The sequence below is a fragment of the Streptomyces bungoensis genome (assembly GCF_001514215.1).
Taxonomy (GTDB): domain Bacteria; phylum Actinomycetota; class Actinomycetes; order Streptomycetales; family Streptomycetaceae; genus Streptomyces; species Streptomyces bungoensis.
Window position 1 is genome coordinate 205,422 of record NZ_KQ948856.1, and the last position, 20,192, is coordinate 225,613.

Genomic DNA, 20,192 nt, shown 5'->3' on the forward strand with positions numbered 1-20,192 from the left:
GGGTGTGGGCTTGGATGGGCACCGGCGTCCACGAGGCGGACGCGGGCGGACGCCGGGGACCGGGCCATGTGGCCGAAGGACGACGGCTGCGCCACCGCGGATGTAACAGGTGTGGGCGGACCATTGGCGGTCGGTCGACAACGACCGGTAGTGTTCGGCATTGCCGAACAGCATGGTTGATGCTGTTCGGTGACGGCCGAAGAGGACGGAGGCAGGACGGCGATGGCACGGAACATCCAGTCGCTCGAACGGGCGGCCGCGATGCTGCGGCTGCTCGCGGGTGGCGAGCGACGGCTCGGCCTGTCGGACATCGCCTCGTCGCTGGGCCTCGCCAAGGGCACCGCCCACGGCATCCTGCGCACCCTCCAGCAGGAGGGCTTCGTCGAGCAGGACGACACCTCCGGGCGCTACCAGCTGGGCGCGGAGCTGCTGCGCCTGGGCACCACCTACCTCGACGTGCACGAGCTGCGGGCGCGGGCGCTGGTGTGGACGGACGACCTGGCCCGCTCCAGCGGGGAGAGCGTGTACCTGGGGGTGCTGCACCAGCAGGGCGTGCTGATCGTGCACCACGTGTTCCGGCCGGACGACAGCCGGCAGGTGCTGGAGATCGGGGCCATGCAGCCGCTGCACTCCACGGCGCTGGGCAAGGTGCTGTCCGCCTACGACCCGGTGGCGCACAGCGAGGCGCTGGAGGCCGACCGCAAGCCGTTCACCGACCGTACGGTGTGCGAGCCGGCGGACTTCGAGCACCTGCTGGACCTCACGCGCGCGCGGGGGTACGCGGCGGACGTGGAGGAGACCTGGGAGGGCGTGGCCTCGGTGGCCGCGCCCATCCACGACCGGCGCCGCATGCCGGTGGGCGCGGTGGGCATCACGGGCGCGGTGGAGCGGCTGTGCCGCGGGGGCGAGCTGCGGCCCGACCTGATCGCGGCGGTGCGGGACTGCGCGCGTGCGGTGTCCCGGGACCTGGGCGCGCAGCGGTTCTGACCGGCCGCACCGGGGCCCCTTTCACGCGGCGGTGATCGCCGCCCGCCGGCAGGTGATCAGCACGGACGACCGGGACGCGAGCGGCGTTCCGGTTCTCGCCATACCCTGAAATGGACATACGGGGAGAAACGTGTGTCAGTGCAGGAAAAGCCAGGAAAGCCGGGAAATCCGGAAACGGTCAGGAAAGGGCGACAACCGGCAGCGATCGATAACGATCCTGTTTTCGACAACACAACCCTTGACGCATGCGTGACGCCGCAGCGAGACTCCCGTCCATCGGTCGGCATTGTCGAACACCTACCGGCAATACGCGCTAGAGTGTGACAACGCCAAGGGCCGGCATCGCTCTCACCCCCGAGGGCGCCAATCCCCGGAGGGACCCGGGGTTCGGCTTCCCTGGACGAAGGACAAAGGAGTCGCGGGTGTCCAGCTCCGACATCTTCATCGGCGAGACCATCGGTACCGCCATACTCATCCTGCTCGGCGGTGGCGTGTGCGCCGCCGTGACGCTGAAGGCCTCCAAGGCCCGTAACGCCGGTTGGCTCGCCATCACCTTCGGGTGGGGTTTCGCCGTTCTCACGGCCGTTTACACCTCCGCGCCGCTTTCCGGCGCCCATCTGAACCCGGCCGTGACGCTCGCCCTCGCGATCAAGGACAAGGACTTCAGCAACGTCCCCGTGTACTGGGGCGGCCAGCTGCTGGGCGCCATGATCGGCGCGGCCCTGGTGTGGGTGGCCTACTACGGCCAGTTCCACGCGCACCTCACCGACAAGGAGATCGTCGGCGGCCCGGGTGCGCAGGCCACGACGGCCAAGGCCGTCGAGGCGCAGGAGAAGGGCGCCGGCCCGGTGCTCGGTGTCTTCTCCACCGGTCCTGAGATCCGCAACGCGGTGCAGAACCTGCTCACGGAGATCATCGGCACCGTGGTGCTGGTGCTGGCCGTCCTCACGCAGGGCCTGAACGACAAGGGCAACGGCCTGGGCACCCTGGGCGCCCTGATCACCGCCCTGGTGGTCGTCTCCATCGGTCTCTCGCTCGGCGGCCCCACGGGCTACGCGATCAACCCCGCCCGTGACCTGGGTCCGCGCATCGTGCACGCCCTGCTGCCCCTGCCCAACAAGGGCGGCTCCGACTGGAGCTACGCCTGGGTCCCGGTGGTCGGTCCGCTGGTCGGCGGCGCGATCGCCGCAGGCATCTACAACGTCGCTTTCGCCTAAGGGCGCGCTGCGCGCACGCGCCGTACGCACAGCCCCACACCCACGGATTCCAGGAGCACACAGTGACCGACGCCCACACCGCAGGCCCGTTCATCGCTGCTATCGACCAGGGCACCACCTCCTCGCGCTGCATCGTCTTCGACCGGGACGGCCGCATCGTCTCCGTCGACCAGAAGGAGCACGAGCAGATCTTCCCCAAGCCGGGCTGGGTCGAGCACAACGCCACGGAGATCTGGACCAACGTCCAGGAGGTCGTCGCCGGAGCCGTCGAGAAGGCCGGCATCACCCGTGACGACATCAAGGCCATCGGCATCACCAACCAGCGCGAGACCACCGTGCTGTGGGACAAGAACACCGGTGAGCCCGTCCACAACGCGATCGTCTGGCAGGACACCCGCACCGACGGCCTGTGCCGGGAGCTCGGGCGCAACGTCGGCCAGGACCGCTTCCGCCGCGAGACCGGCCTCCCGCTGGCCTCGTACTTCGCCGGCCCGAAGGCCCGCTGGCTGCTCGACCACGTCGACGGGCTCCAGGAGCGCGCCGAGGCGGGCGACATCCTGTTCGGCACCATGGACAGCTGGGTCATCTGGAACCTGACCGGCGGTGTCAACGGCGGCAAGCACGTCACCGACGTCACCAACGCCTCGCGCACCCTGCTGATGAACCTGCACACCATGCAGTGGGACCCGAAGATCGCCGAGTCCATCGGCGTCCCGCTGGCGATGCTGCCCGAGATCCGCTCCTCCGCCGAGGTCTACGGCGAGATCACCGGCGGCAAGCTGGGCGACCTGCTCGGCGGCATCCCGGTCGCCTCCGCGCTCGGCGACCAGCAGGCGGCCCTGTTCGGCCAGACCTGTTTCTCCGAGGGCGAGACCAAGTCGACGTACGGCACCGGCACCTTCATGGTGATGAACACCGGCTCCAAGATCATCAACTCCTACGCCGGTCTGCTGACCACCGTCGGCTACAAGATCGGCGACCAGCCGACGGTCTACGCCCTGGAGGGCTCGATCGCCGTCACCGGCTCGCTGGTGCAGTGGATGCGCGACCAGATGGGCCTGATCTCCACCGCCGCCGAGATCGAGACACTCGCGCTCTCGGTCGAGGACAACGGCGGCGCCTACTTCGTACCGGCCTTCTCCGGCCTGTTCGCCCCGCACTGGCGCTCCGACGCCCGCGGTGTGATCGCCGGCCTGACCCGGTACGTCACCAAGGCGCACCTCGCGCGCGCCGTCCTGGAGGCCACCGCCTGGCAGACCCGGGAGATCGCCGACGCCATGGTCAAGGACTCCGGCGACGAGCTGGTGACCCTCAAGGTCGACGGCGGCATGACCTCCAACAACCTGCTGATGCAGACCCTCTCGGACGTCCTGGACGCACCCGTGGTGCGCCCGATGGTCGCCGAGACCACCTGCCTCGGCGCCGCCTACGCCGCCGGCCTCGCCGTCGGCTTCTGGTCCAGCACCGACGAACTGCGTGCCAACTGGCGCCGGGCAGCCGAGTGGACCCCCCACATGGACGCGGCCACCCGCGACCGTGAGTACAAGAACTGGCTCAAGGCCGTCGACCGGACCATGGGCTGGCTCGAAGACGAGAGCTGAGCGGCCGACCACGGCCGGCTCAGACAGCTCTGACGAGGAGTAAGTACCCGACATGACCAGTCCCTCCACCCTGCAGACCCTGCCTGCCCTGGGGACGCACCCGGCCTCCGGCTCGCTCCCGAGCCGGGCCGAGACCAGGGAGCAGCTCGCCAAGGCGTCGTACGACCTTCTTGTGATCGGCGGCGGCATCCTGGGCATCTCCACCGCCTGGCACGCCGCGCAGTCCGGGCTCAGGGTGGCGCTGGTCGACGCCGGCGACTTCGCCGGTGCCACCTCCTCCGCCTCCTCCAAGCTGCTCCACGGCGGCCTGCGCTACCTGCAGACCGGCGCGGTGAAGCTGGTGGCGGAGAACCACTTCGAGCGCCGTGCGGTCTCCCGCCAGGTGGCCCCCCACCTGGCGAACCCTCTCACCTTCTACCTCCCCGTGTACAAGGGCGGGCCGCACGGCGCGGCGAAGCTCGGGGCGGGCGTCTTCGCCTACTCCGCGCTCTCCGCGTTCGGTGACGGCGTGGGCCACCTGCTCTCCCCCGCCAAGGCGGCGCAGGACGTGCCCGAGCTGCGCACCGAGAACCTCAGGGCCGTCGCGGTGTACGGCGACGACCAGATGAACGACGCCCGGATGGCGCTGATGACGGTCCGCGCGGCCGTCGAGGCGGGCGCCGTCGTCCTCAACCACGCCGAGGTCACCGGCCTGCGCTTCACCAAGGGCCGGGTCACCGGCGCCGAGCTCAGGGACCGGATGTCCGGCGAGGAGTTCGGGGTCAACGCCCGCCTGGTGCTGAACGCGACCGGCCCCTGGGTCGACCACCTGCGCCGCATGGAGGACGCGAACGCGGCCCCGTCCATCCGGCTGTCCAAGGGCGCGCACCTGGTGCTGAAGCGGACCTCTCCGTGGAAGGCCGCCCTCGCGACCCCGATCGACAAGTACCGCATCACCTTCGCCCTCCCGTGGGAGGACATGCTGCTGCTCGGCACCACCGACGAGGAGTACGAGGGCGACCCGGCGGACGTGTCCGTCACCGAGAAGGACATAGCCCAGATCCTGGACGAGGCCGCGTTCTCCGTCCGGGACCGGCAGCTCAGGCGTGAGCTGATGACCTACGCCTTCGCCGGCCTGCGCGTGCTGCCGGGCGGCCCGGGCGACACCGCCAAGGCCAAGCGCGAGACGGTCGTCACCGAGGGCAGGGGCGGCATGCTGTCCGTGGCGGGCGGCAAGTGGACCACCTTCCGGCACATCGGCCGCACGGTGATGAAGAAGCTCGAGGAGCTGCCGGGCCACCCGCTGGGCGACGACTTCGAGCCGATCTCCGCGCTGCCGAAGAAGCTGCCGCTGCCGGGCATCGCCAACCCGCGCGCGGTCGCCCACCGGCTGCTGACCGACCGTCCCGCGCCCGGCCCGCGGATGGCCGCCGACACCGCCCGGCACCTGGCCACCCACTACGGCTCCCTGGCCTTCGACATCGCCCGTCTGGCCAACGACAACCCGGAGCTGGCCGAGCGCGTCCACCCCGACGCCCCGGAGATCTGGGCCCAGGTGGTCTGGGCCCGGGACCACGAGTGGGCCGAGACGACGGACGACGTGCTGCGCCGCCGGACCACGCTGACCATCCGGGGCCTGGCCACGGACGAGGTCCGCACCAAGGTCCAGGACCTGCTCGACAAGAAGTAGGCCTCGGCGGGATCCGGTTCCTCCTCCCCTGACCGGGACCGGACCCCGCCGACGCTCCGGACCCCGCCGCACCGGGTCCGGAACAGCCGGGAGGGGCGGCTCCACGCCGATGGAGCCGCCCCTCCCGCGCGTGGGCGCCCGCTGTCGGCAGCCAGGCGCCGGGCCGCGTGAGGTGGCCTAGGGTGACCTGGACATCCGATGTCTGAGGCCGAGGGAGACCCGTCGTGGCAGTGACCGACGAGGCGATCGAGAAGATCAAGGACATGATCGTCTCGGGTGCGCTGCGCCCCGGTGACCGGCTGCCCAAGGAGAGCGAACTCGCCGCCGGGCTGGGTCTGTCCCGCAACTCGCTGCGGGAGGCCGTACGGGCGCTGTCGCTGATGCGGATCCTCGACGTGCGGCAGGGCGACGGCACCTACGTCACCAGCCTGGACCCCCAACTCCTGCTGGAGGCACTGGGCTTCGTCGTCGACTTCCACCGCGACGACACGGTGCTGGAGTTCCTGGCCGTGCGCCGCGTCCTGGAGCCGGCCGCGACGGCGATGGCGGCGCCGCGCATCAGCGAGCGGCAGCTGGACGCGCTGTCGGCCGGGCTGGACGCGCTCGGTGACGAACCGTCGGTGGACGAACTGGTCGCCGCCGACCTGGAGTTCCACCGGGGCATCGTGCGCGGCGCCGGGAACCCGGTGCTGTGCTCCCTGCTGGACGGGCTGTCGGGGCCCACCACGCGGGCCCGGATCTGGCGCGGGCTCACCCAGGAGGACGCGGTCGGGCGCACCCTGCGCGAGCACCGGGCGATCCTGGCCGCGCTGCGCGACCGGGACGCGGAGGCGGCGCGCTGCTGGGCGACCGTCCACATCGCCGGCGTGGAGCGGTGGCTGCGGTCCACGCTGTGAGCCGGGGCGCCGCGGGGCCGGCCCGGTCGGCACGCCGGGGTGTTCCGGCCTGGTGATCGGGGCAGTGATCCGGGCATCCCCCCGGGCCGGGGGGCTGCGGGCGCCCCCGCCGGACGCCGTAAGGTTGGGACGTCAGGCGAGGGCACGTCGGAAGGAGGCACTGGGTGATCGAGCTGGAGGGGGTTCCCGAGCTGATCGACCCAGTCATGGTGGCCGCGTTCGAGGGCTGGAACGATGCCGGCGACGCCGCCTCCACCGCGGTCGCGCATCTGGAACGCGAATGGAAGGGCGAGGTGTTCGCGGCGCTGGACGCCGAGGACTACTACGACTTCCAGGTGAACCGGCCCACGGTCTTCATGGACAACGGGGTGCGCAAGATCACATGGCCGACGACGCGGCTGTCGGTGGTCCGGGTCGGCGGGGAGAAACCGCGCGACCTGGTGCTGGTGCGCGGCATCGAACCGTCCATGCGCTGGCGGTCGTTCTGCAACGAGCTGCTGGGCTTCGCGCACGAACTGGGCGTGGAGCTGGTGGTCATCCTGGGCGCCCTGCTCGGTGACACCCCGCACACCCGCCCGGTGCCGGTCAGCGGGGTCACGTCCGACGCCGACCTGGCCCGGCGCATGGACCTGGAGGAGACCAAGTACGAGGGCCCGACGGGCATCGTCGGCGTCCTGCAGGAGGCGTGCGCGCACGCGGGCGTCCCGGCGGTGTCGCTGTGGGCGGCCGTGCCGCACTACGTCTCCCAGCCGCCCAACCCCAAGGCCACGCTGGCCCTTCTCAACCGCCTGGAGGACCTGCTGGACCTGCGCGTCCCGCAGGGTGAGCTGCCCGAGGACGCGCGGGCCTGGCAGGTGGGCGTGGACCAGCTGGCGGCCGAGGACAGCGAGGTCGCCGAGTACGTGCAGACGCTCGAAGAGGCGCGGGACACCGCGGAGTTGCCCGAGGCGTCCGGCGAGGCGATCGCCCGCGAGTTCGAGCGCTATCTGCGGCGCCGGGACAGTCCGCAGGGCGGGCACGCCACGGCGGACGGCGGGGAGGGCGGTTCCTTCCGGCGCGACACGCCCGGTGGCCGCAGCCGGCCGCCGAAGCCGCCGAAGCCGGACACGACGGAATCCGCGGACGGCGAGGACGAGGACACCTCCGAGGACTGAGAAGGGCGGTTCCCCCGGTGGGGAGCCGCCCTTCCGCCGTTTGCGCGGCCGTGTCCGGTACGGCTACAGGGCCACGCCCAGCAGCGCGTCGACGGTCCGGGTCACCAGACCGGGCGCGGCCGTGTCCGTGCCGCCCTCCGCCTCCTGGCGGGCCGCCCAGCGGTCCACCGCGGCGAGCGCGGCGGGCGCGTCCAGGTCGTCGGCGAGGGCCTCGCGGACCTCCTCGACGAGCGCGTCGGCGGACGGCCCGTCGGGCCGGGAGACGGCCGCGCGCCAGCGGCCGAGGCGGTCCAGGGCGTCCTGGAGGACCTGGTCGGTCCACTCCCAGTCGGAGCGGTAGTGGTGGGCGAGCAGGGCGAGCCGGATCGCGGCCGGGTCGACGCCGTCGCGGCGGAGCCGGGAGACGAACACGAGGTTGCCCTTGGACTTGGACATCTTCTCGCCGTGCAGGGCGACCATGCCGGCGTGGACGTAGGCCTTGGCCATGGGGAACTCGCCGGTGAGCACCTGGGCGTGCGAGGCGCCCATCTCGTGGTGCGGGAAGGCCAGGTCGGAGCCGCCGCCCTGGACGTCGAAGCCCATGCCCAGGTGGTCGAGGGCGATGGCCACGCACTCGATGTGCCAGCCGGGCCGGCCCCGGCCGAGGGAGCCGCCGTCCCAGCTGGGCTCGCCCTCGCGGGCGGCCAACCACAGGATCGGGTCCAGCGGGTTCTTCTTGCCGGGGCGGTCCGGGTCGCCGCCGCGCTCGGCGGACAGCAGCCGCATGGCCTCGGCGTCGAGGCGGGAGACGCCGCCGAAGTGCGGGTCGGCCTCGACGGAGAAGTAGACGTCGCCCTCCAGATCGTAGGCCGCGCCGAGGTCGCGCAGCCGCTCCACGAGCGGGACGATGCCGGGTATGGCCTCGACGGCGCCTATGTAGTGCCGCGGCGGGAGCATCCTGAGGGCGGTCATGTCCTCGCGGAAGAGGGCCGTCTCCTGCTCGGCGAGGGCGGCCCAGTCGACGCCGTCGCGGTCCGCGCGCTCCAGCAGCGGGTCGTCGACGTCGGTGACGTTCTGGACGTAGTGCACCTGCCGCTTGGTGTCGAGCCACACGCGCTGCACGAGGTCGAACGCGTTGTAGGTCGCCGCGTGACCCATGTGGGTCGCGTCGTACGGGGTGATGCCGCAGACGTAGATACGGGCGACGGGACCGGGGTCGAGGGTGACGAGGCCGCCGGTCGCGGTGTCGTGGATCCTCAGGTCGCGGCCCTGACCAGGCAGGGCGGGGACCTCGGAAGCGGGCCAGGCATGCATGTACATGAGCCTAACCCGGCCGCGAGCTGCGTAGACGAACGGGATCGGGCCGAATGGCCGGTCGGGCACTCTTGCACTTTCCCGGCGGCTGTGGTGGGACCGGTGCGGTCACACCGGGGGCCAGGGGATCGCCGGCCACTCCCCGCCCGGCTCGGGGTGCCGGCCGGAGGCGAGGAGCGCGTCGACCCGCGCGCGTGTGGCGTCGATCTCGGCCGCCGTGATCAGCGCGGCCAGCCGTGCGCCCAGCCCGGCGTCGAGGGCGCCCCGCAGCCCCTCCAGGACGCGGACGGCCTCCTCGGTGAGGGGTTCCCCGGCCCAGCCCCACAGCAGGGTGCGCAGCTTGTCCTCGACGTTGAAGGTGACGCCGTGGTCGATGCCGTACAGGCGTCCGCCGGCGGTGGGCAGCAGGTGGCCGCCCTTGCGGTCGGCGTTGTTGATCACCGCGTCGAGCACGGCGAGGCGGCGCAGCCTCTCGTCGTCGGCGTGCACGAGCAGCGCGGTGCGGCCCTCGCCGACGTCGGCGAGTCCGATCGCCTTCCAGCCCGGCTCGGGCTCCTCGCCGTCCACCAGGGCGAGCAGTTCGGCCTCGGCGGCGACGTCGATCCACAGCTGGCACATGCCCTCGCCGTACGGGCCGTCGCGCAGCACGGTCGGGGGGACGAGGCCCCAGCCGGTGGCCTCGGAGACCTCGTAGGCGGCCACCTCGCGGCCCGCCAGGGTGCCGTCGGGGAAGTCCCACAGCGGGCGCTCGCCGGCCACGGGCTTGTACACGCAGCCGGCTTCCCTGCCGTCGAGGGCGACCGTGCAGAAGAGCGCCGCGTTCGACGCCTCGCGGATCCGGCCGCGCACGGTGAGCTCACCGCGCGCGAGCAGCTCGGCGGAGGCCGCGTCCGCGGCCACGTCGACGGGCGTCACGCTCCGCGGCGGTATCCGTTCTGGCGCGGACATACGTGTCCTTCCGGATCGAGCGGGAGGCTGCACAGCGGGCACGGCGGCCGCCCGGCGTTGACGACGTCCAGGGCGCGCTTGGCGAAGGCCCTCGCCTGCGCGCCGGTCAGCCGGACCCGCAGCATCGGGGGCCCGTTCTCCTCGTCCTGGAGAAGCCTTTCCTCGGCCTCGGCGAGGTCCTCGTCGGTGTCGGCCTCCAGCTCCACCAGGGCCTGGGCCTCCACGATCATGCGCTGTTCCTCGCCGTCCCAGGCGAGGGCCATGGTGCCGACCCGGAACTCCTCCTCGACGGGGGTCTCCAGCGGGTCGGTGTCGGCGACCTCCGTGGGCGCCACGGCGGGGACGGCCGCGCTGCCGCCGCTGCGCCGGACGACCTCGTCCAGCAGTTCGTCCATGCGCTCGGCGAGGGCGGCGACCTGGGTCTTCTCCAGGGCCACGCTGGTCACCCGGGAGCCTGCGGTGGCCTGGAGGAAGAACGTACGGCGTCCGGGCAGTCCGACCGTGCCGGCCACGAAGCGGTCCGGCGGATCGTAGAGGAACACCTGACGGGACACGTCCTGTCTCCATGGGTCTCGAGAGTTGCTGCCGTGCGGGGGCACGCGGGCGGGCGGCTGTGCGGATCGCTTCACCCTACTGCGGCAGACGATCACGGTGCGCCCGCACCACCTCCGACCGGTGCGTCGTCGGAAGGGGGCTCCTCGCGCGGGGCGAGGGAGGCGAAGTCCCCGGTGTCGCCGAGGCGGACGAGGAACGGCCTGAGGCGGGTGTAGCGGATCGCGGTGATGGAACACGGTTCCACCGAGATCCGCTGGAAGAGGTCGAGATGCAGCCCGAGCGCGTCCGCGACGAGCGCCTTGATGATGTCGCCGTGCGAGCACATGAGGTAGACGGCGTCGGCGCCGTGGTCGCGCTCCACGCGCGCGTTCCACTCGCGTACGGCCTCGGCGGCGCGGGTCTGCATGGCCCGCATGGACTCGCCGCCCGGGAAGGCGGCGGCCGACGGGTGGGCCTGGACGACCTCCATCAGCGGCTCGTCCTTCAGCTCGGCGAGCTTGCGGCCGGACCAGTCGCCGTAGTGGCACTCCCCGATCCGCTCGTCGGTGTGGCAGCGCAGACCCGGCCGGGCCTCGAGCAGTGGCCGTACGGTTTCCTGGCAGCGCTGCAGAGGGCTGGCGACGACCTCGCTGACGGGCAGGCCCGCGAGCCGGGCGGGCAGCGCGGCGGCCTGGGCGGTGCCGCGCTCGTCCAGGGCGACGCCGGGTGTCCAGCCGGCGAGGACACCCGAGGTGTTGGCGGTGGACCGTCCGTGCCTGAGAAGGATGAGCGTGGGCATGCGGACCAGCGTAAGCGCACCGCGGCGGCCGCCGGGGTGCGGACGAAGGGAGAATGCGCTCCGTGATCGTGGACTGTGCCATCTACCGGCACGGGCACCGTGCCGAGGGCCCGGAGGACCTGTCCGACGCGCTGCAGGAGGCCCGGGCGGCGGGCGGGTTCGTGTGGATCGGGCTGCATGAGCCCTCCGAGCGGGAGTTCACGCTGGTCACCGAGGAGTTCGGGCTGCACCCGCTGGCCGTCGAGGACGCCCTCAAGGCGCATCAGCGGCCGAAGCTGGAGGTGTACGACGACTCGCTGTTCATGGTGCTCAAGCCGGTCGTGTACGAGCCGGAGAGCGACACCGTGTCGGCGGGCGAGGTGATGGTCTTCGTCGGTGACGGGTTCGCCGTCACCGTCCGGCACGGCGAGGGCGCGCCGCTGGCCGCGGTGCGGCGCCGGCTGGAGGAGGAGCCCGAGATGCTGGGCAAGGGTCCCACCTCGGTGCTGTACGCGATCGCCGACGCCACCGTCGACCACTACCTGGACGTGGCGACGGAGCTGCAGACGGACCTGGAGGAGCTGGAGGCGGAGGTGTTCTCGCCGGACGGCGGCGGCTCGCGGCACACCGCGTCGCGGATCTACACCTTCAAGCGGCAGGTCCTGGAGTTCCGCCGGGCCACGGGGCCGCTCGCGCCGCCGCTGACCCGGCTGTCGGGCACCGGCGCGCTCGGCGGCGGGGTGGCGTTCGTGGACGACAAGGCGCGGCCCTTCTTCCGGGACGTGAACGACCACCTCTCGCGCGTGAACGAGTCCGTGGAGGGTCTGGACCGGCTGGTGTCGGACATCCTGTCCGCGCATCTGGCGCAGATGAGCGTGCGGCAGAACGACGACATGCGGAAGATCTCGGCGTGGGCGGCGATGGCCGCGGTCCCGACGATGATCGCGGGGATCTACGGCATGAACTTCGACCACATGCCCGAGCTGCACTGGATGTGGTCGTACCCGGCGGTGATCGCGGTGATGGCCGTCCTGGAGGTGCTGCTGTACCGGCTGTTCAAGCGGCGGGGCTGGATGTGAGCCGGGCTCAGGCGGCCTCGGAGGCGGGTGTGGCGGGCCCGCCGAGGGCGTCGCGGCGCTCGGGCATCCGCAGGGTGGTCATGCGGCGCAGGCCGCCGAGGCGCTCGTAGGCGTACAGGGCGTGGATGCCGGCCGCGAGGGCGGCGGACCTGGCGCGGGACCAGCCGAGGATGCGGCCCATACGGGCCATGACGGCGAGGCTGACGTCCCGGTGGACGCGGACCTCGGCGCGCGCGCACGCGCGCAGGGTGTCCCGGATGAAGCGGCCGTGCCCGGCGGCGGCGAGGCGCAGGAGCTCCTCGTGGGTGTAGGCGAGGTGGTTGTCCTCGTCGCGTGCGATCACGCGGACGGCCCTGCCGATCTCGGGGTGGCCGGCGAAGAGGGTGCACAGCAGGCGCATCTGCTCGGCGGCGCGCTGTTCGGTGACGCGGCTGTGCGCGAGGTAGACGACGATGTCGCGGACGGTGAGCGGATCGTCCCGCCGGAGCCTGGAGTGGGCGAGTCCGATGCCGCGCCGCTCCAGGAGCATCGTGTAGTCGGTGTCGGGCGGGACCGGGACCGGGGTGAGTCCCCGCTTGGTCAGAAGGGCCCGGAAGATCCGTCCGTGCTTGTCCTCGTCGGCGCCGTGGCGGGCGATCTTCGGGGCGAGGCCGCGTTCGCTCTCGGGGACGAGGGCGGCGATCCGGGCGTTCTCCCAGCCGCCCTGGGTCTCCCCGCCGGCGGCGATGGAGCAGAAGAGCCGGAAGGACTCGTCGTCGCCGAGGATCTCCCGGAACAGACTCTTGGCCGACAGCATGGACGACACCTCTCTGCAGAATCCCCGCGGAGAATGAGTCAAATGGGGGCACAGTGGGCGCGCAACACGTGCCCGGGCACGCTGGGCCGAAAGGAGCACCGCCGGGGTCGTAACCGTGCGGCGTCCGGCGCGTTGTCCTTCGTGACGGCCGTGGCGGGGAAGACCCCCCGAGCCCCCACCACGGCCGCTGAATCCTTCCCTACGCCAGCCCGGCGCGCTCCAGGGCCTCGCTGCCGGCCCGCAGGGAGGCGATGCGCTCGTCGAGCGTGAAGCCGGCGGGGGCCAGGCTGAGCGTGGTGACGCCGGCGGCCGCGTAGGCCTTCATCCGGTCCGCGATGCGGTCGACGGAGCCCAGCAGGGTCGTCTTGTCGATGAGGTCCTGCGGGATCGCGGCGGCGGCGCCCTGCTTGTCGCCGGACAGGTACTTCTCCTGGATCTCGGCGGCCTCCCTCTCGTACCCCATGCGCTGGGCGAGCCGGTTGTAGAAGTTCTGCTTGGCGCTGCCCATGCCGCCGACGTACAGCGCGGTGTAGGGGCGGAAGGTGTCGGCGAGCCGGGCCACGTCCTTGTCGTCGCCGACCGCGAGGGGCAGGGTCGGGCAGACGTCGAAGCCGTCGAGGGACTTGCCGGCCTTCTCGCGGCCGGCGCGCAGGTGGGTGATCGTCGTCTCCTCCAGGTGCTCGGCGGAGGGGAAGATCAGCAGGGCGCCGTCGGCGATCTCGCCGGTCTGTTCCAGGTTCTTCGGGCCGATCGCGGCGATGTACAGCGGGATGTGCTCGCGCTGCGGGTGCACGGTCAGCTTGATGGGCTTGCCGGGGCCGCCGGGCAGCGGCAGCGTCCAGTGCTCGCCCTCGAACGTCAGGCGCTCGCGCGTCATCGCCCGGCGGACGATCTCCACGTACTCGCGGGTGCGGGCCAGCGGCTTGTCGAACCGGACGCCGTACCAGCCCTCGCTGACCTGTGGGCCGGACACGCCGAGGCCCAGCCGGAAGCGGCCGCCGGACAGCGAGTCCAGCGTCGCCGCCGTCATCGCGGTCATCGCGGGCTGCCGGGCCGGAATCTGGAAGATGGCCGAGCCGACGTCGATGCGCTCGGTCTGTGCGGCGACCCAGCTGAGCACCGTGGCCGCGTCCGAGCCGTACGCCTCGGCGGCCCAGCACACGGAGTAGCCCAGCCGCTCGGCCTCCTGCGCCACGGCCAGATTGTCCGCGTCCATTCCGGCGCCCCAGTAGCCGAGGTTGATCCCGAGCTGCATGGCCGATCCCCTTACCCATGAGTAACGTCCTGTGGCGCAGACCTTAGCGCGGGGGCGGGGCCGAGGGGCAGGGCGTGCCGCGATCCGGGCCCCGAACGGGGCGCTGCGCTGCGGCGGAGCGAGTTGTCCACAGGCAACCCACCGCACCGGCTCTGGCCAGTAATCTCCCGCACATGGAGCAGAGGCATCTCGGCCGTACCGGCCTGCGCGTGTCCCGGATCGGGCTCGGCACCCTCACCTGGGGCCGGGACACCGACGAGCACGACGCCGCGGACATGCTGAAGGCGTTCTGGGAGGCCGGGGGCACCCTCGTCGACACCGCGGACGTGTACGGCGACGGCGAGGCCGAATACCTGCTCGGACAGCTCATGGACGGGCTCGTCCCGCGCCGCGACCTGGTGATCTCCACCAAGGCGGGCAGCGTGCCCGACCCGGACCGCCGCTTCGACGGCTCCCGCGGGCACCTGCTCGCCGCCCTGGACGCCTCGCTGGCCCGGCTGGGCACGGACCACGTCGACCTGTGGCAGCTCCACGTCTACGACCCCGAGACCCCGCTGGAGGAGACCCTCCACGCCCTGGACCTGGCCGTGAGCAGCGGCCGCGCCCGGTACGCGGGGGTCGCCGACTTCTGCGGCTGGCAGCTCGCCAAGGCGGCCACCTGGCAGCTGGCGGCCCCTGGCCTGCGCACCCGGATCGCCAGCACCCAGATGGAGTACTCGCTGCTCCAGCGGGGTGTCGAGCGGGAGGTGCTGCCCGCCGCGATCGACCTGGGCGTCGGGCTGCTGCCCTCCTCGCCGCTGGGCCGGGGCGTGCTCACCGGCAAGTACCGGCACACCACTCCCCCGGACTCGCGCGGTGCCTCCGAGCACCTGGCGCCGTTCGTCGAGCCCTATCTGGACGACACCGCGAGCCGCATCGTCGACGCGGTGACGACGGCCGCCGACGGGCTCGCGGTGACCCCGCTGCAGGTGGCCCTCGCCTGGGTGCGGGACCGGCCCGGCGTGGCCGCACCGATCGTCGGCGCCCGCAACGCACAGCAGCTCACGGCGGCATTGTCAGTGGAGACCCTTAGTCTTCCTGACGAGATCTGCCGGGCGCTGGACGACGTGTCGGCGCCCGTGCACCGCTATCCCGATCACGACTGGAGCACGCTGTGAGCACGGAGCCGGAGACCACGGAGGAAGCCGGTCCGGGGACGCCGGACTCCCCGGACACGGGGACCGGAGAGACTCCGGGGCGCACCGGGGCGGCCGGCGCCGGCCCGGCCGGGGAGCCGGAGCCGGCCGCCGGCGGGGCTGCGGAGCCGGCCGGGGGCGAGGGCGACGCACGGGCGGAGGGAGCCGCGGACGCTGCCGCGGTGGGTCAGGGAGCGGCGGGCTCCGGCGACGGGGGCGCCCGGCCGGCGGAGGAAGCGGCGGGCGGTCGTGACGCGCGTGCCGAGACGGCCGGCGGTGGGACGGCGGGGGACGCCACGCGCGGGAGCGCTGGAGCGGCAGAACGAGCCACGGACGACCGCGGCGCGGACGCCGGAGCGGCCGGCGGCGAGACGGCCGAGGGCGCCACGAGCGGCGGCGACGCGACGGCAGGAGGACTTGCCGGCGACCGTGGCGCGGGCGCCGAGATCACCGGCGGGGAGGCGGAGGCCGACGGGGCGGCGGTCGCTGCCGGGGGCGGCGACGGTGGGTCCCAGCTGTCCGAGGTGGAGGCCGAGCTGGCGGCTCAGCGGGTCGAGCGGGAGCGGATCGAGCAGCGCAAGGCCGCGAAGAAGGGGCCCGTCGAGAGCGGTACGAAACTGAGCGGCAAGGCCGCCGACCTGCTCGCGGCGGTCCGCGCGGTGGAGAGCGGCCAGAAGCCGGCCGCGACGGTCTTCGAGGAGCCCGCACCGGCCCCGCGCCGCCCGGCACCCGAGCCGGTGCGCCGGCCGCAGCCCGCCCCGCCCGCCCCGGGCCCGGCGCCCGCCGCTCCCGGCGCCGAGGCCGTCGAGGCCGTGCGCCGGGTGCTGGCCGAGGGCGGCGCGCCCGAGAGCCTGGCCGCGCAGGCGGCCGCGGCGCTCGGCGAGGGCGCCGGCACGGTGCTCCGGGAGGACCCCTGGCAGCTGCTGCGGCTCGGCGGTGTCCGGCCGGACCAGGCCGACGCGTTCGCGCGGGCGCTGCCCGGCGCGGCGGCCGGCCCGGACGACGAGCGGCGCGGCCGCGCGGTGACCGTGTGGCTGCTGGAGCAGGCGGCGCTGGCCGGGCACACCGCGCTGGAGCTGCCCGCCCTCAAGGCGGCCCTGGACCGGCAGGGCGTGCCCGGCGCGGACGCGGCCGTGCAGGGCGCCCTCGCCGAGGGCGAGGCGCTGGCCTTCCAGGACGCCCTGGAGGAGCCGGGCGCACCGGCGCCGCAGGAGGAAGAGGACGGCGAGGCGGAGCGTCCGGCCCGCGTCCTGGTCGGGCTGGAGCGCTACGCGCTCGCCGAGGAGAGCCTCGCCGACGGTTTGGCCCGGCTGGTCACCTCGGTGCCGAAGGAGGACGGCTCCGCCGCCGGCTGGGAGGCGGCCGCCGGCTCCGCCCGGGGCTCCGCCGCCGAGCTGATCCGCGCGGTCGCGGGCCACGCCCTCGTCCTGCACACGGGCGCGGAGGCGTCCCGAGGCGAGGCGGCGCGGTTGCTGGACGCGGCACGGGGGCTGGGCCTGCGCGCCTGGGCCGCCACCCACAGCCCCCTCGGCCGGGAGGCCTTCGCGCGTCTGCTGCCCGGAGGTGAATCCGGGCCGGAGCCTGTCGCCACCGTGGCCGGTCTCCTCTCCGGCGCCGAGGGTCCCGGCCGGGACACCGACGGGGCGCTGGACCTCGATCTGCTGGTCGTGCTGGACGCGCCGCAGCTCGACGTGGAGAGTGCCGCGATGCTGGCGGAGTCGCTGCCGGACGGCGCCCGGCTGGTGCTGAGCGGGGATCCCGCGGTGCTGTGGTCGGCCGGGGCCGGGCGGGTCTTCGCCGACCTGGCCGCGGCCCGGGTCTGCCCGCAGGTGGCCTCCCGCACCCCGGACACCGGCCCGCTGGGCGAGCTGGTCTCCGGGATCGGGGCCGGGGAGCTGAACCAGGTCGAGGCGCCCGGCAAGGAGATCGTCATCGTGCCGGTGCGGGACGCGGGCGAGGCCGTGCACCGGACCGTGCAGCTGGTGGCGGACTCGGTGCCGCGGGCGATCGGCGTGCCGCCGGAGCAGACCGTGGTGATCACCCCGGGCCACGGCGGCGCCGCCGGCACCCGGGCCCTCAACGCCGCCCTGAAGGAACGCCTCAACCCCGGCCCCGGCCGCTTCGGCGGGTTCGACCCCGGCGACCGGATCGCCTACTCCCCCGCCCCGGGCCGTACGCTGCCGGGCCGGGTGACGGGCGCGGGCGCCGACGGGCTGCATCTGGAGTGCGCGGGCGCTCCCGTCGTCGTTCCCCGGGAGCGGGTGGAGCAGTCGGTGCGGCACGGCTGGGCGCTGACCGCGCACCAGGCGGTGGGCGGTCGCTGGCCCGCCGCGGTGGTGGTCCTGCCGGGCGACGCCGCGCAGACGCTCAGCAGACCGTGGGTGTACACGGCGTTCGGCCGGGCGGAGCGCCACCTGTCGGTGGTGCACGGTGTGGAGCAGGCGCTGCCGAGGGCGGTGGCCGAGGTCTTGGCCAAGCCGCGCACGACCCGTCTGCAGACGCTGCTGCGCACGCAGGTGCCGGCGGCGGGCTGACCCGGCCCGCCCGCCCGCGGGGGTGCCGGGCCGGCCGGCCCGGCACCCCCGGCCGGGGTCACCTCTCGACGACCTCCACCTCGTCGCCGTCCTCCGCCTCGTGCCCCTCCGCCGCGTCCTCGTCCTCCTCGGGGAAGTCGAGGTCGTCCTCGTCGTCGGAGACGTCCTCGTCGAACACCGCGCTGACGTCGAACCGGCACACCACCCGCTGCGCGTCCACCTGCTCGAAGGGCGCCTCCAGCCACTCGCCGGGGTCGGCCGGCTCGTCCGCGGCGGTGACCCAGAGCGTGGAGTCGCCCTCCTCGAGGCCGAACTCCTTGTGCCGGGAGGCGATCTCGTCCGGTTCGAACTCGCCGAACAGGATGCCCAGCGCCCCGGGGACCGTGCCGGCGACGCCGTCGTCCGCGCCGCCGTCGTCCTCGTACTCCGCCGCCACGACCCGCGCGGCCTGCGCCAGCAGCCGCTGGGGGTGCACCACGGCGTAGTCGCGGCGGATCAGCACGCTGATCGCGTTCGGTTCCTCGGGGCCCGCGTACGGCGGCAGCGTGTCCTCCGCACCGGGGATCTCGAAGGGCGTGACCTCGTCGTAGCGGTCGTAGAGCAGCTCGTCGTACGCCTCGGCGGCCGCGGCCAGCGCGTTGAACGCCTCGTACACGGCCGGGTCGTCCTCCCCCGACCTGCGTTCGACGGCCGCCAGGTGGTGGTCGAGCGCGGTCTTGACCGCCTCAGCGGCGGCGCGTACCTCGGCAGCGGTGGGCTGCGCAGCATCAGACATAGTGCAGACGCTATCCGTACCGGGCCCCAGCCCGCACAATAGATGCGATGCCGGAATACGAATTTGTCGACGTGTACGTGCCTCGCGGGGTGTCCCGCAAGGAGGCGACGCGTCTGCTGACGGACCATGCCGAGTACGGACACTGGGAGTTGGACCGACTGAGCCTGATGCGCGACGGCAGCCGCAGGGTGCGGTTGCGCCGGCGGATCATCCGCCAGGTGCGTGCCACGTGGTGAGTCAGGACGGCTGACACGGAAGCGGGCCCCGCCGGCATCGGCAGGGCCCGCTTCCGTCGTACCGGTCCGCCGTGTCACGCCGAGGCGCGGGCCTTGCGGTAGAGCACCGCGCCGGCCAGCAGCGCTCCGGCGCTCGCCGGCAGCGTGAGGCCCAGCGGAAGGTCGCTTCCGGTGTGCGCGAGCTGGTCGCCGCTCAGCGACATGGACGAGCCGCCGCCCTGCTGCTTCACCTGGGAGGAGCTGTGGGGCGTGTGGCCGCCGGGGTGCTGCGGCGTCCCGGGCTGACCCGGGTGTCCGGGCTGGCCCGGGTGTCCGGGCTGGCCCGGGTGGCCCGGGTGGCCCGGGTGGCCCGGGTGGCCCGGATGGCCCGGGTGGCCCGGATGTCCGGGGTGCCCCGGCTGTCCGGGCTGGCCCGGCTGGCCGGGCGGCTGCGTGTGGTGGCCGCCGCCGTTCGCGCAGTCGTTGCCCTTGGCCGCGTTGCCCAGGCCGACCACGTCGACGCTGTTGCCGCAGACGTTGACCGGGACGTCCACCGGCACCTGAACGGTGTTGCCGGAGCCGACGCCGGGCGAGCCGCCGGCGTGCGAGCCGCCGGAGCCGCTGTGGCTCCCGCCACCGGGCGCCCCCGATCCCCCGCCCTGGTTGACGCACGTGTTGCCCACCGCCGGGTTGAGGATCCCGATGACGTTGACGGTGTTGCCGCAGACGTTCACCGGCACGTGCACCGGCGCCTGCACCGTGTTGCCGGAGAGCACTCCGGGCGAGTGGGCGGCGGAACCGGTCGCGCCCGCGTCGGCGTGGGCGTAGCCGCTCGCGGCGGCGATCACGCCGGTCGCGGCCGCCATGGTCATCAGGCCCTTGCGGGTGCCCTGTCGCATGCTGAATTCCCTGCCTTCGATTTTCCGGTGAAGAAGCCGTCGGCCCCGGAGCGCATGGCGGGCGCTCCGAGGCCGACAGCGTGAAAAGACGCCTCTAAGGAGCCGACGTCACTTGTTGATGCAGGTGTTGCCGAAGGCGGGGTTCAGCAGCCCGATCACGGAGACCGTGTTGCCGCAGACGTTCACCGGGACGTGAACGGGCACCTGGACGACGTTGCCGGACACGATGCCCGGGGAGTGCACGGCGGCACCCTGGGCACCGGAGTCGGCGACGGCCAGGCCCGCGCCCGCGAGAACCAGCCCACCGGTGGCAGCCGCAGCAGCGACGACCTTCTTGATCATTATTCCTCCTTGTTGGCAAAAGCGATCTCGTATTGCTGATCGCAT

The 20,192-nt window shown here is 73.3% G+C and carries 19 protein-coding genes; 10 read left to right on the forward strand and 9 right to left on the reverse strand.

Features of this window, described 5'->3' with window-relative positions; translation table 11 throughout:
• Positions 1–222 precede the first annotated feature (222 nt).
• The 6 genes from AQJ66_RS15425 (at position 223) to AQJ66_RS15450 (ending at position 7,524) form a co-directional block, all read left to right on the forward strand.
• Positions 223–987 carry an IclR family transcriptional regulator gene (locus AQJ66_RS15425; RefSeq protein ID WP_061921283.1) on the forward strand — a complete coding sequence of 255 codons (765 nt, stop codon included), beginning with the start codon at positions 223–225 and terminating at the stop codon, positions 985–987.
• Positions 988–1,409: 422 nt separating this feature from the next.
• Positions 1,410–2,204, forward strand: coding sequence for an MIP/aquaporin family protein (locus AQJ66_RS15430; RefSeq protein WP_061921286.1), 795 nt, complete (start codon positions 1,410–1,412; stop codon positions 2,202–2,204).
• A 62-nt stretch (positions 2,205–2,266) separates the two neighbouring features.
• On the forward strand, positions 2,267–3,805 hold the full coding sequence (gene glpK, locus AQJ66_RS15435; RefSeq protein WP_061921289.1) for a glycerol kinase GlpK: 1,539 nt from the start codon (positions 2,267–2,269) through the stop codon (positions 3,803–3,805).
• A gap of 52 nt (positions 3,806–3,857) precedes the next feature.
• On the forward strand, positions 3,858–5,474 hold the full coding sequence (locus tag AQJ66_RS15440) for a glycerol-3-phosphate dehydrogenase/oxidase (protein ID WP_061921292.1): 1,617 nt from the start codon (positions 3,858–3,860) through the stop codon (positions 5,472–5,474).
• A gap of 224 nt (positions 5,475–5,698) precedes the next feature.
• The gene (locus AQJ66_RS15445; protein WP_061921295.1) at positions 5,699–6,370 is read left to right on the forward strand and encodes a FadR/GntR family transcriptional regulator; all 672 of its coding nucleotides are present in this window, start codon (positions 5,699–5,701) and stop codon (positions 6,368–6,370) included.
• Between the two features lie 164 nt (positions 6,371–6,534).
• On the forward strand, positions 6,535–7,524 hold the full coding sequence (locus tag AQJ66_RS15450) for a PAC2 family protein (protein WP_061921298.1): 990 nt from the start codon (positions 6,535–6,537) through the stop codon (positions 7,522–7,524).
• A 63-nt stretch (positions 7,525–7,587) separates the two neighbouring features.
• On the opposite strand, the gene mshC is transcribed toward AQJ66_RS15450, so the two are convergent.
• From mshC to AQJ66_RS15470, 4 genes are all read right to left on the reverse strand, one after another.
• Positions 7,588–8,817: a cysteine--1-D-myo-inosityl 2-amino-2-deoxy-alpha-D-glucopyranoside ligase gene (gene mshC, locus AQJ66_RS15455; protein ID WP_061921726.1), complete on the reverse strand. Its 1,230-nt coding sequence runs from the start codon at positions 8,815–8,817 to the stop codon at positions 7,588–7,590.
• Positions 8,818–8,925: 108 nt separating this feature from the next.
• Positions 8,926–9,765 carry an SCO1664 family protein gene (locus tag AQJ66_RS15460; protein WP_061921309.1) on the reverse strand — a complete coding sequence of 280 codons (840 nt, stop codon included), beginning with the start codon at positions 9,763–9,765 and terminating at the stop codon, positions 8,926–8,928.
• Positions 9,729–10,319, reverse strand: a complete 591-nt coding sequence (locus tag AQJ66_RS15465; protein ID WP_061921312.1) for a DUF3090 domain-containing protein — start codon at positions 10,317–10,319, stop codon at positions 9,729–9,731. The genes AQJ66_RS15460 and AQJ66_RS15465 overlap by 37 nt, the downstream gene beginning before the upstream one ends.
• A 92-nt stretch (positions 10,320–10,411) precedes the next feature.
• On the reverse strand, positions 10,412–11,098 hold the full coding sequence (locus AQJ66_RS15470) for a histidine phosphatase family protein (protein WP_061921315.1): 687 nt from the start codon (positions 11,096–11,098) through the stop codon (positions 10,412–10,414).
• 62 nt (positions 11,099–11,160) lie between these two features.
• Here AQJ66_RS15470 and corA point away from each other — a divergent pair, with 62 nt between their 5' ends.
• The gene (gene corA / locus AQJ66_RS15475; protein ID WP_061921729.1) at positions 11,161–12,156 is read left to right on the forward strand and encodes a magnesium/cobalt transporter CorA; all 996 of its coding nucleotides are present in this window, start codon (positions 11,161–11,163) and stop codon (positions 12,154–12,156) included.
• Positions 12,157–12,163: 7 nt separating this feature from the next.
• On the opposite strand, the gene AQJ66_RS15480 is transcribed toward corA, so the two are convergent.
• Positions 12,164–12,952, reverse strand: coding sequence for a hypothetical protein (locus AQJ66_RS15480; RefSeq protein WP_061921316.1), 789 nt, complete (start codon positions 12,950–12,952; stop codon positions 12,164–12,166).
• A 199-nt stretch (positions 12,953–13,151) separates the two neighbouring features.
• A complete protein-coding gene (locus AQJ66_RS15485; protein WP_061921318.1) occupies positions 13,152–14,207 on the reverse strand; it encodes an LLM class F420-dependent oxidoreductase in 1,056 nt (351 codons plus the stop codon).
• A 173-nt stretch (positions 14,208–14,380) separates the two neighbouring features.
• Between AQJ66_RS15485 and AQJ66_RS15490 the strand changes: the two genes are divergently transcribed.
• Positions 14,381–15,364, forward strand: coding sequence for an aldo/keto reductase (locus AQJ66_RS15490; protein ID WP_061921322.1), 984 nt, complete (start codon positions 14,381–14,383; stop codon positions 15,362–15,364).
• Positions 15,361–17,916, forward strand: coding sequence for a helix-hairpin-helix domain-containing protein (locus tag AQJ66_RS15495; protein ID WP_061921325.1), 2,556 nt, complete (start codon positions 15,361–15,363; stop codon positions 17,914–17,916). The genes AQJ66_RS15490 and AQJ66_RS15495 overlap by 4 nt, the downstream gene beginning before the upstream one ends.
• Before the next feature lie 58 nt (positions 17,917–17,974).
• On the opposite strand, the gene AQJ66_RS15500 is transcribed toward AQJ66_RS15495, so the two are convergent.
• Positions 17,975–18,691, reverse strand: coding sequence for a hypothetical protein (locus AQJ66_RS15500; RefSeq protein WP_061921328.1), 717 nt, complete (start codon positions 18,689–18,691; stop codon positions 17,975–17,977).
• 47 nt (positions 18,692–18,738) lie between these two features.
• Here AQJ66_RS15500 and AQJ66_RS15505 point away from each other — a divergent pair, with 47 nt between their 5' ends.
• The gene (locus tag AQJ66_RS15505) at positions 18,739–18,927 is read left to right on the forward strand and encodes a DUF5703 family protein (protein WP_046732800.1); all 189 of its coding nucleotides are present in this window, start codon (positions 18,739–18,741) and stop codon (positions 18,925–18,927) included.
• 74 nt (positions 18,928–19,001) lie between these two features.
• Here AQJ66_RS15505 and AQJ66_RS15510 read toward each other — a convergent pair whose 3' ends face one another.
• A complete protein-coding gene (locus AQJ66_RS15510) occupies positions 19,002–19,805 on the reverse strand; it encodes a chaplin (RefSeq protein ID WP_061921331.1) in 804 nt (267 codons plus the stop codon).
• Positions 19,806–19,913: 108 nt separating this feature from the next.
• Positions 19,914–20,147: a chaplin ChpH gene (chpH, locus tag AQJ66_RS15515; RefSeq protein ID WP_061921333.1), complete on the reverse strand. Its 234-nt coding sequence runs from the start codon at positions 20,145–20,147 to the stop codon at positions 19,914–19,916.
• Positions 20,148–20,192: the final 45 nt, after the last annotated feature.

What these genes read in the sequence shown, in the direction of transcription:
- AQJ66_RS15425 (WP_061921283.1), top strand. Translation starts at nt 223, where the DNA reads ATGGCACGGAACATCCAGTCGCTCGAACGGGCGGCCGCGATGCTGCGG.
- AQJ66_RS15440 (WP_061921292.1), top strand. Translation starts at nt 3,858, where the DNA reads ATGACCAGTCCCTCCACCCTGCAGACCCTGCCTGCCCTGGGGACGCAC.
- mshC (WP_061921726.1), bottom strand. Translation starts at nt 8,817, where the DNA reads ATGCATGCCTGGCCCGCTTCCGAGGTCCCCGCCCTGCCTGGTCAGGGC.
- AQJ66_RS15460 (WP_061921309.1), bottom strand. Translation starts at nt 9,765, where the DNA reads ATGTCCGCGCCAGAACGGATACCGCCGCGGAGCGTGACGCCCGTCGAC.
- AQJ66_RS15470 (WP_061921315.1), bottom strand. Translation starts at nt 11,098, where the DNA reads ATGCCCACGCTCATCCTTCTCAGGCACGGACGGTCCACCGCCAACACC.
- AQJ66_RS15480 (WP_061921316.1), bottom strand. Translation starts at nt 12,952, where the DNA reads ATGCTGTCGGCCAAGAGTCTGTTCCGGGAGATCCTCGGCGACGACGAG.
- AQJ66_RS15485 (WP_061921318.1), bottom strand. Translation starts at nt 14,207, where the DNA reads ATGCAGCTCGGGATCAACCTCGGCTACTGGGGCGCCGGAATGGACGCG.
- AQJ66_RS15490 (WP_061921322.1), top strand. Translation starts at nt 14,381, where the DNA reads ATGGAGCAGAGGCATCTCGGCCGTACCGGCCTGCGCGTGTCCCGGATC.
- AQJ66_RS15500 (WP_061921328.1), bottom strand. Translation starts at nt 18,691, where the DNA reads ATGTCTGATGCTGCGCAGCCCACCGCTGCCGAGGTACGCGCCGCCGCT.
- AQJ66_RS15505 (WP_046732800.1), top strand. Translation starts at nt 18,739, where the DNA reads ATGCCGGAATACGAATTTGTCGACGTGTACGTGCCTCGCGGGGTGTCC.
- AQJ66_RS15510 (WP_061921331.1), bottom strand. Translation starts at nt 19,805, where the DNA reads ATGCGACAGGGCACCCGCAAGGGCCTGATGACCATGGCGGCCGCGACC.
- chpH (WP_061921333.1), bottom strand. Translation starts at nt 20,147, where the DNA reads ATGATCAAGAAGGTCGTCGCTGCTGCGGCTGCCACCGGTGGGCTGGTT.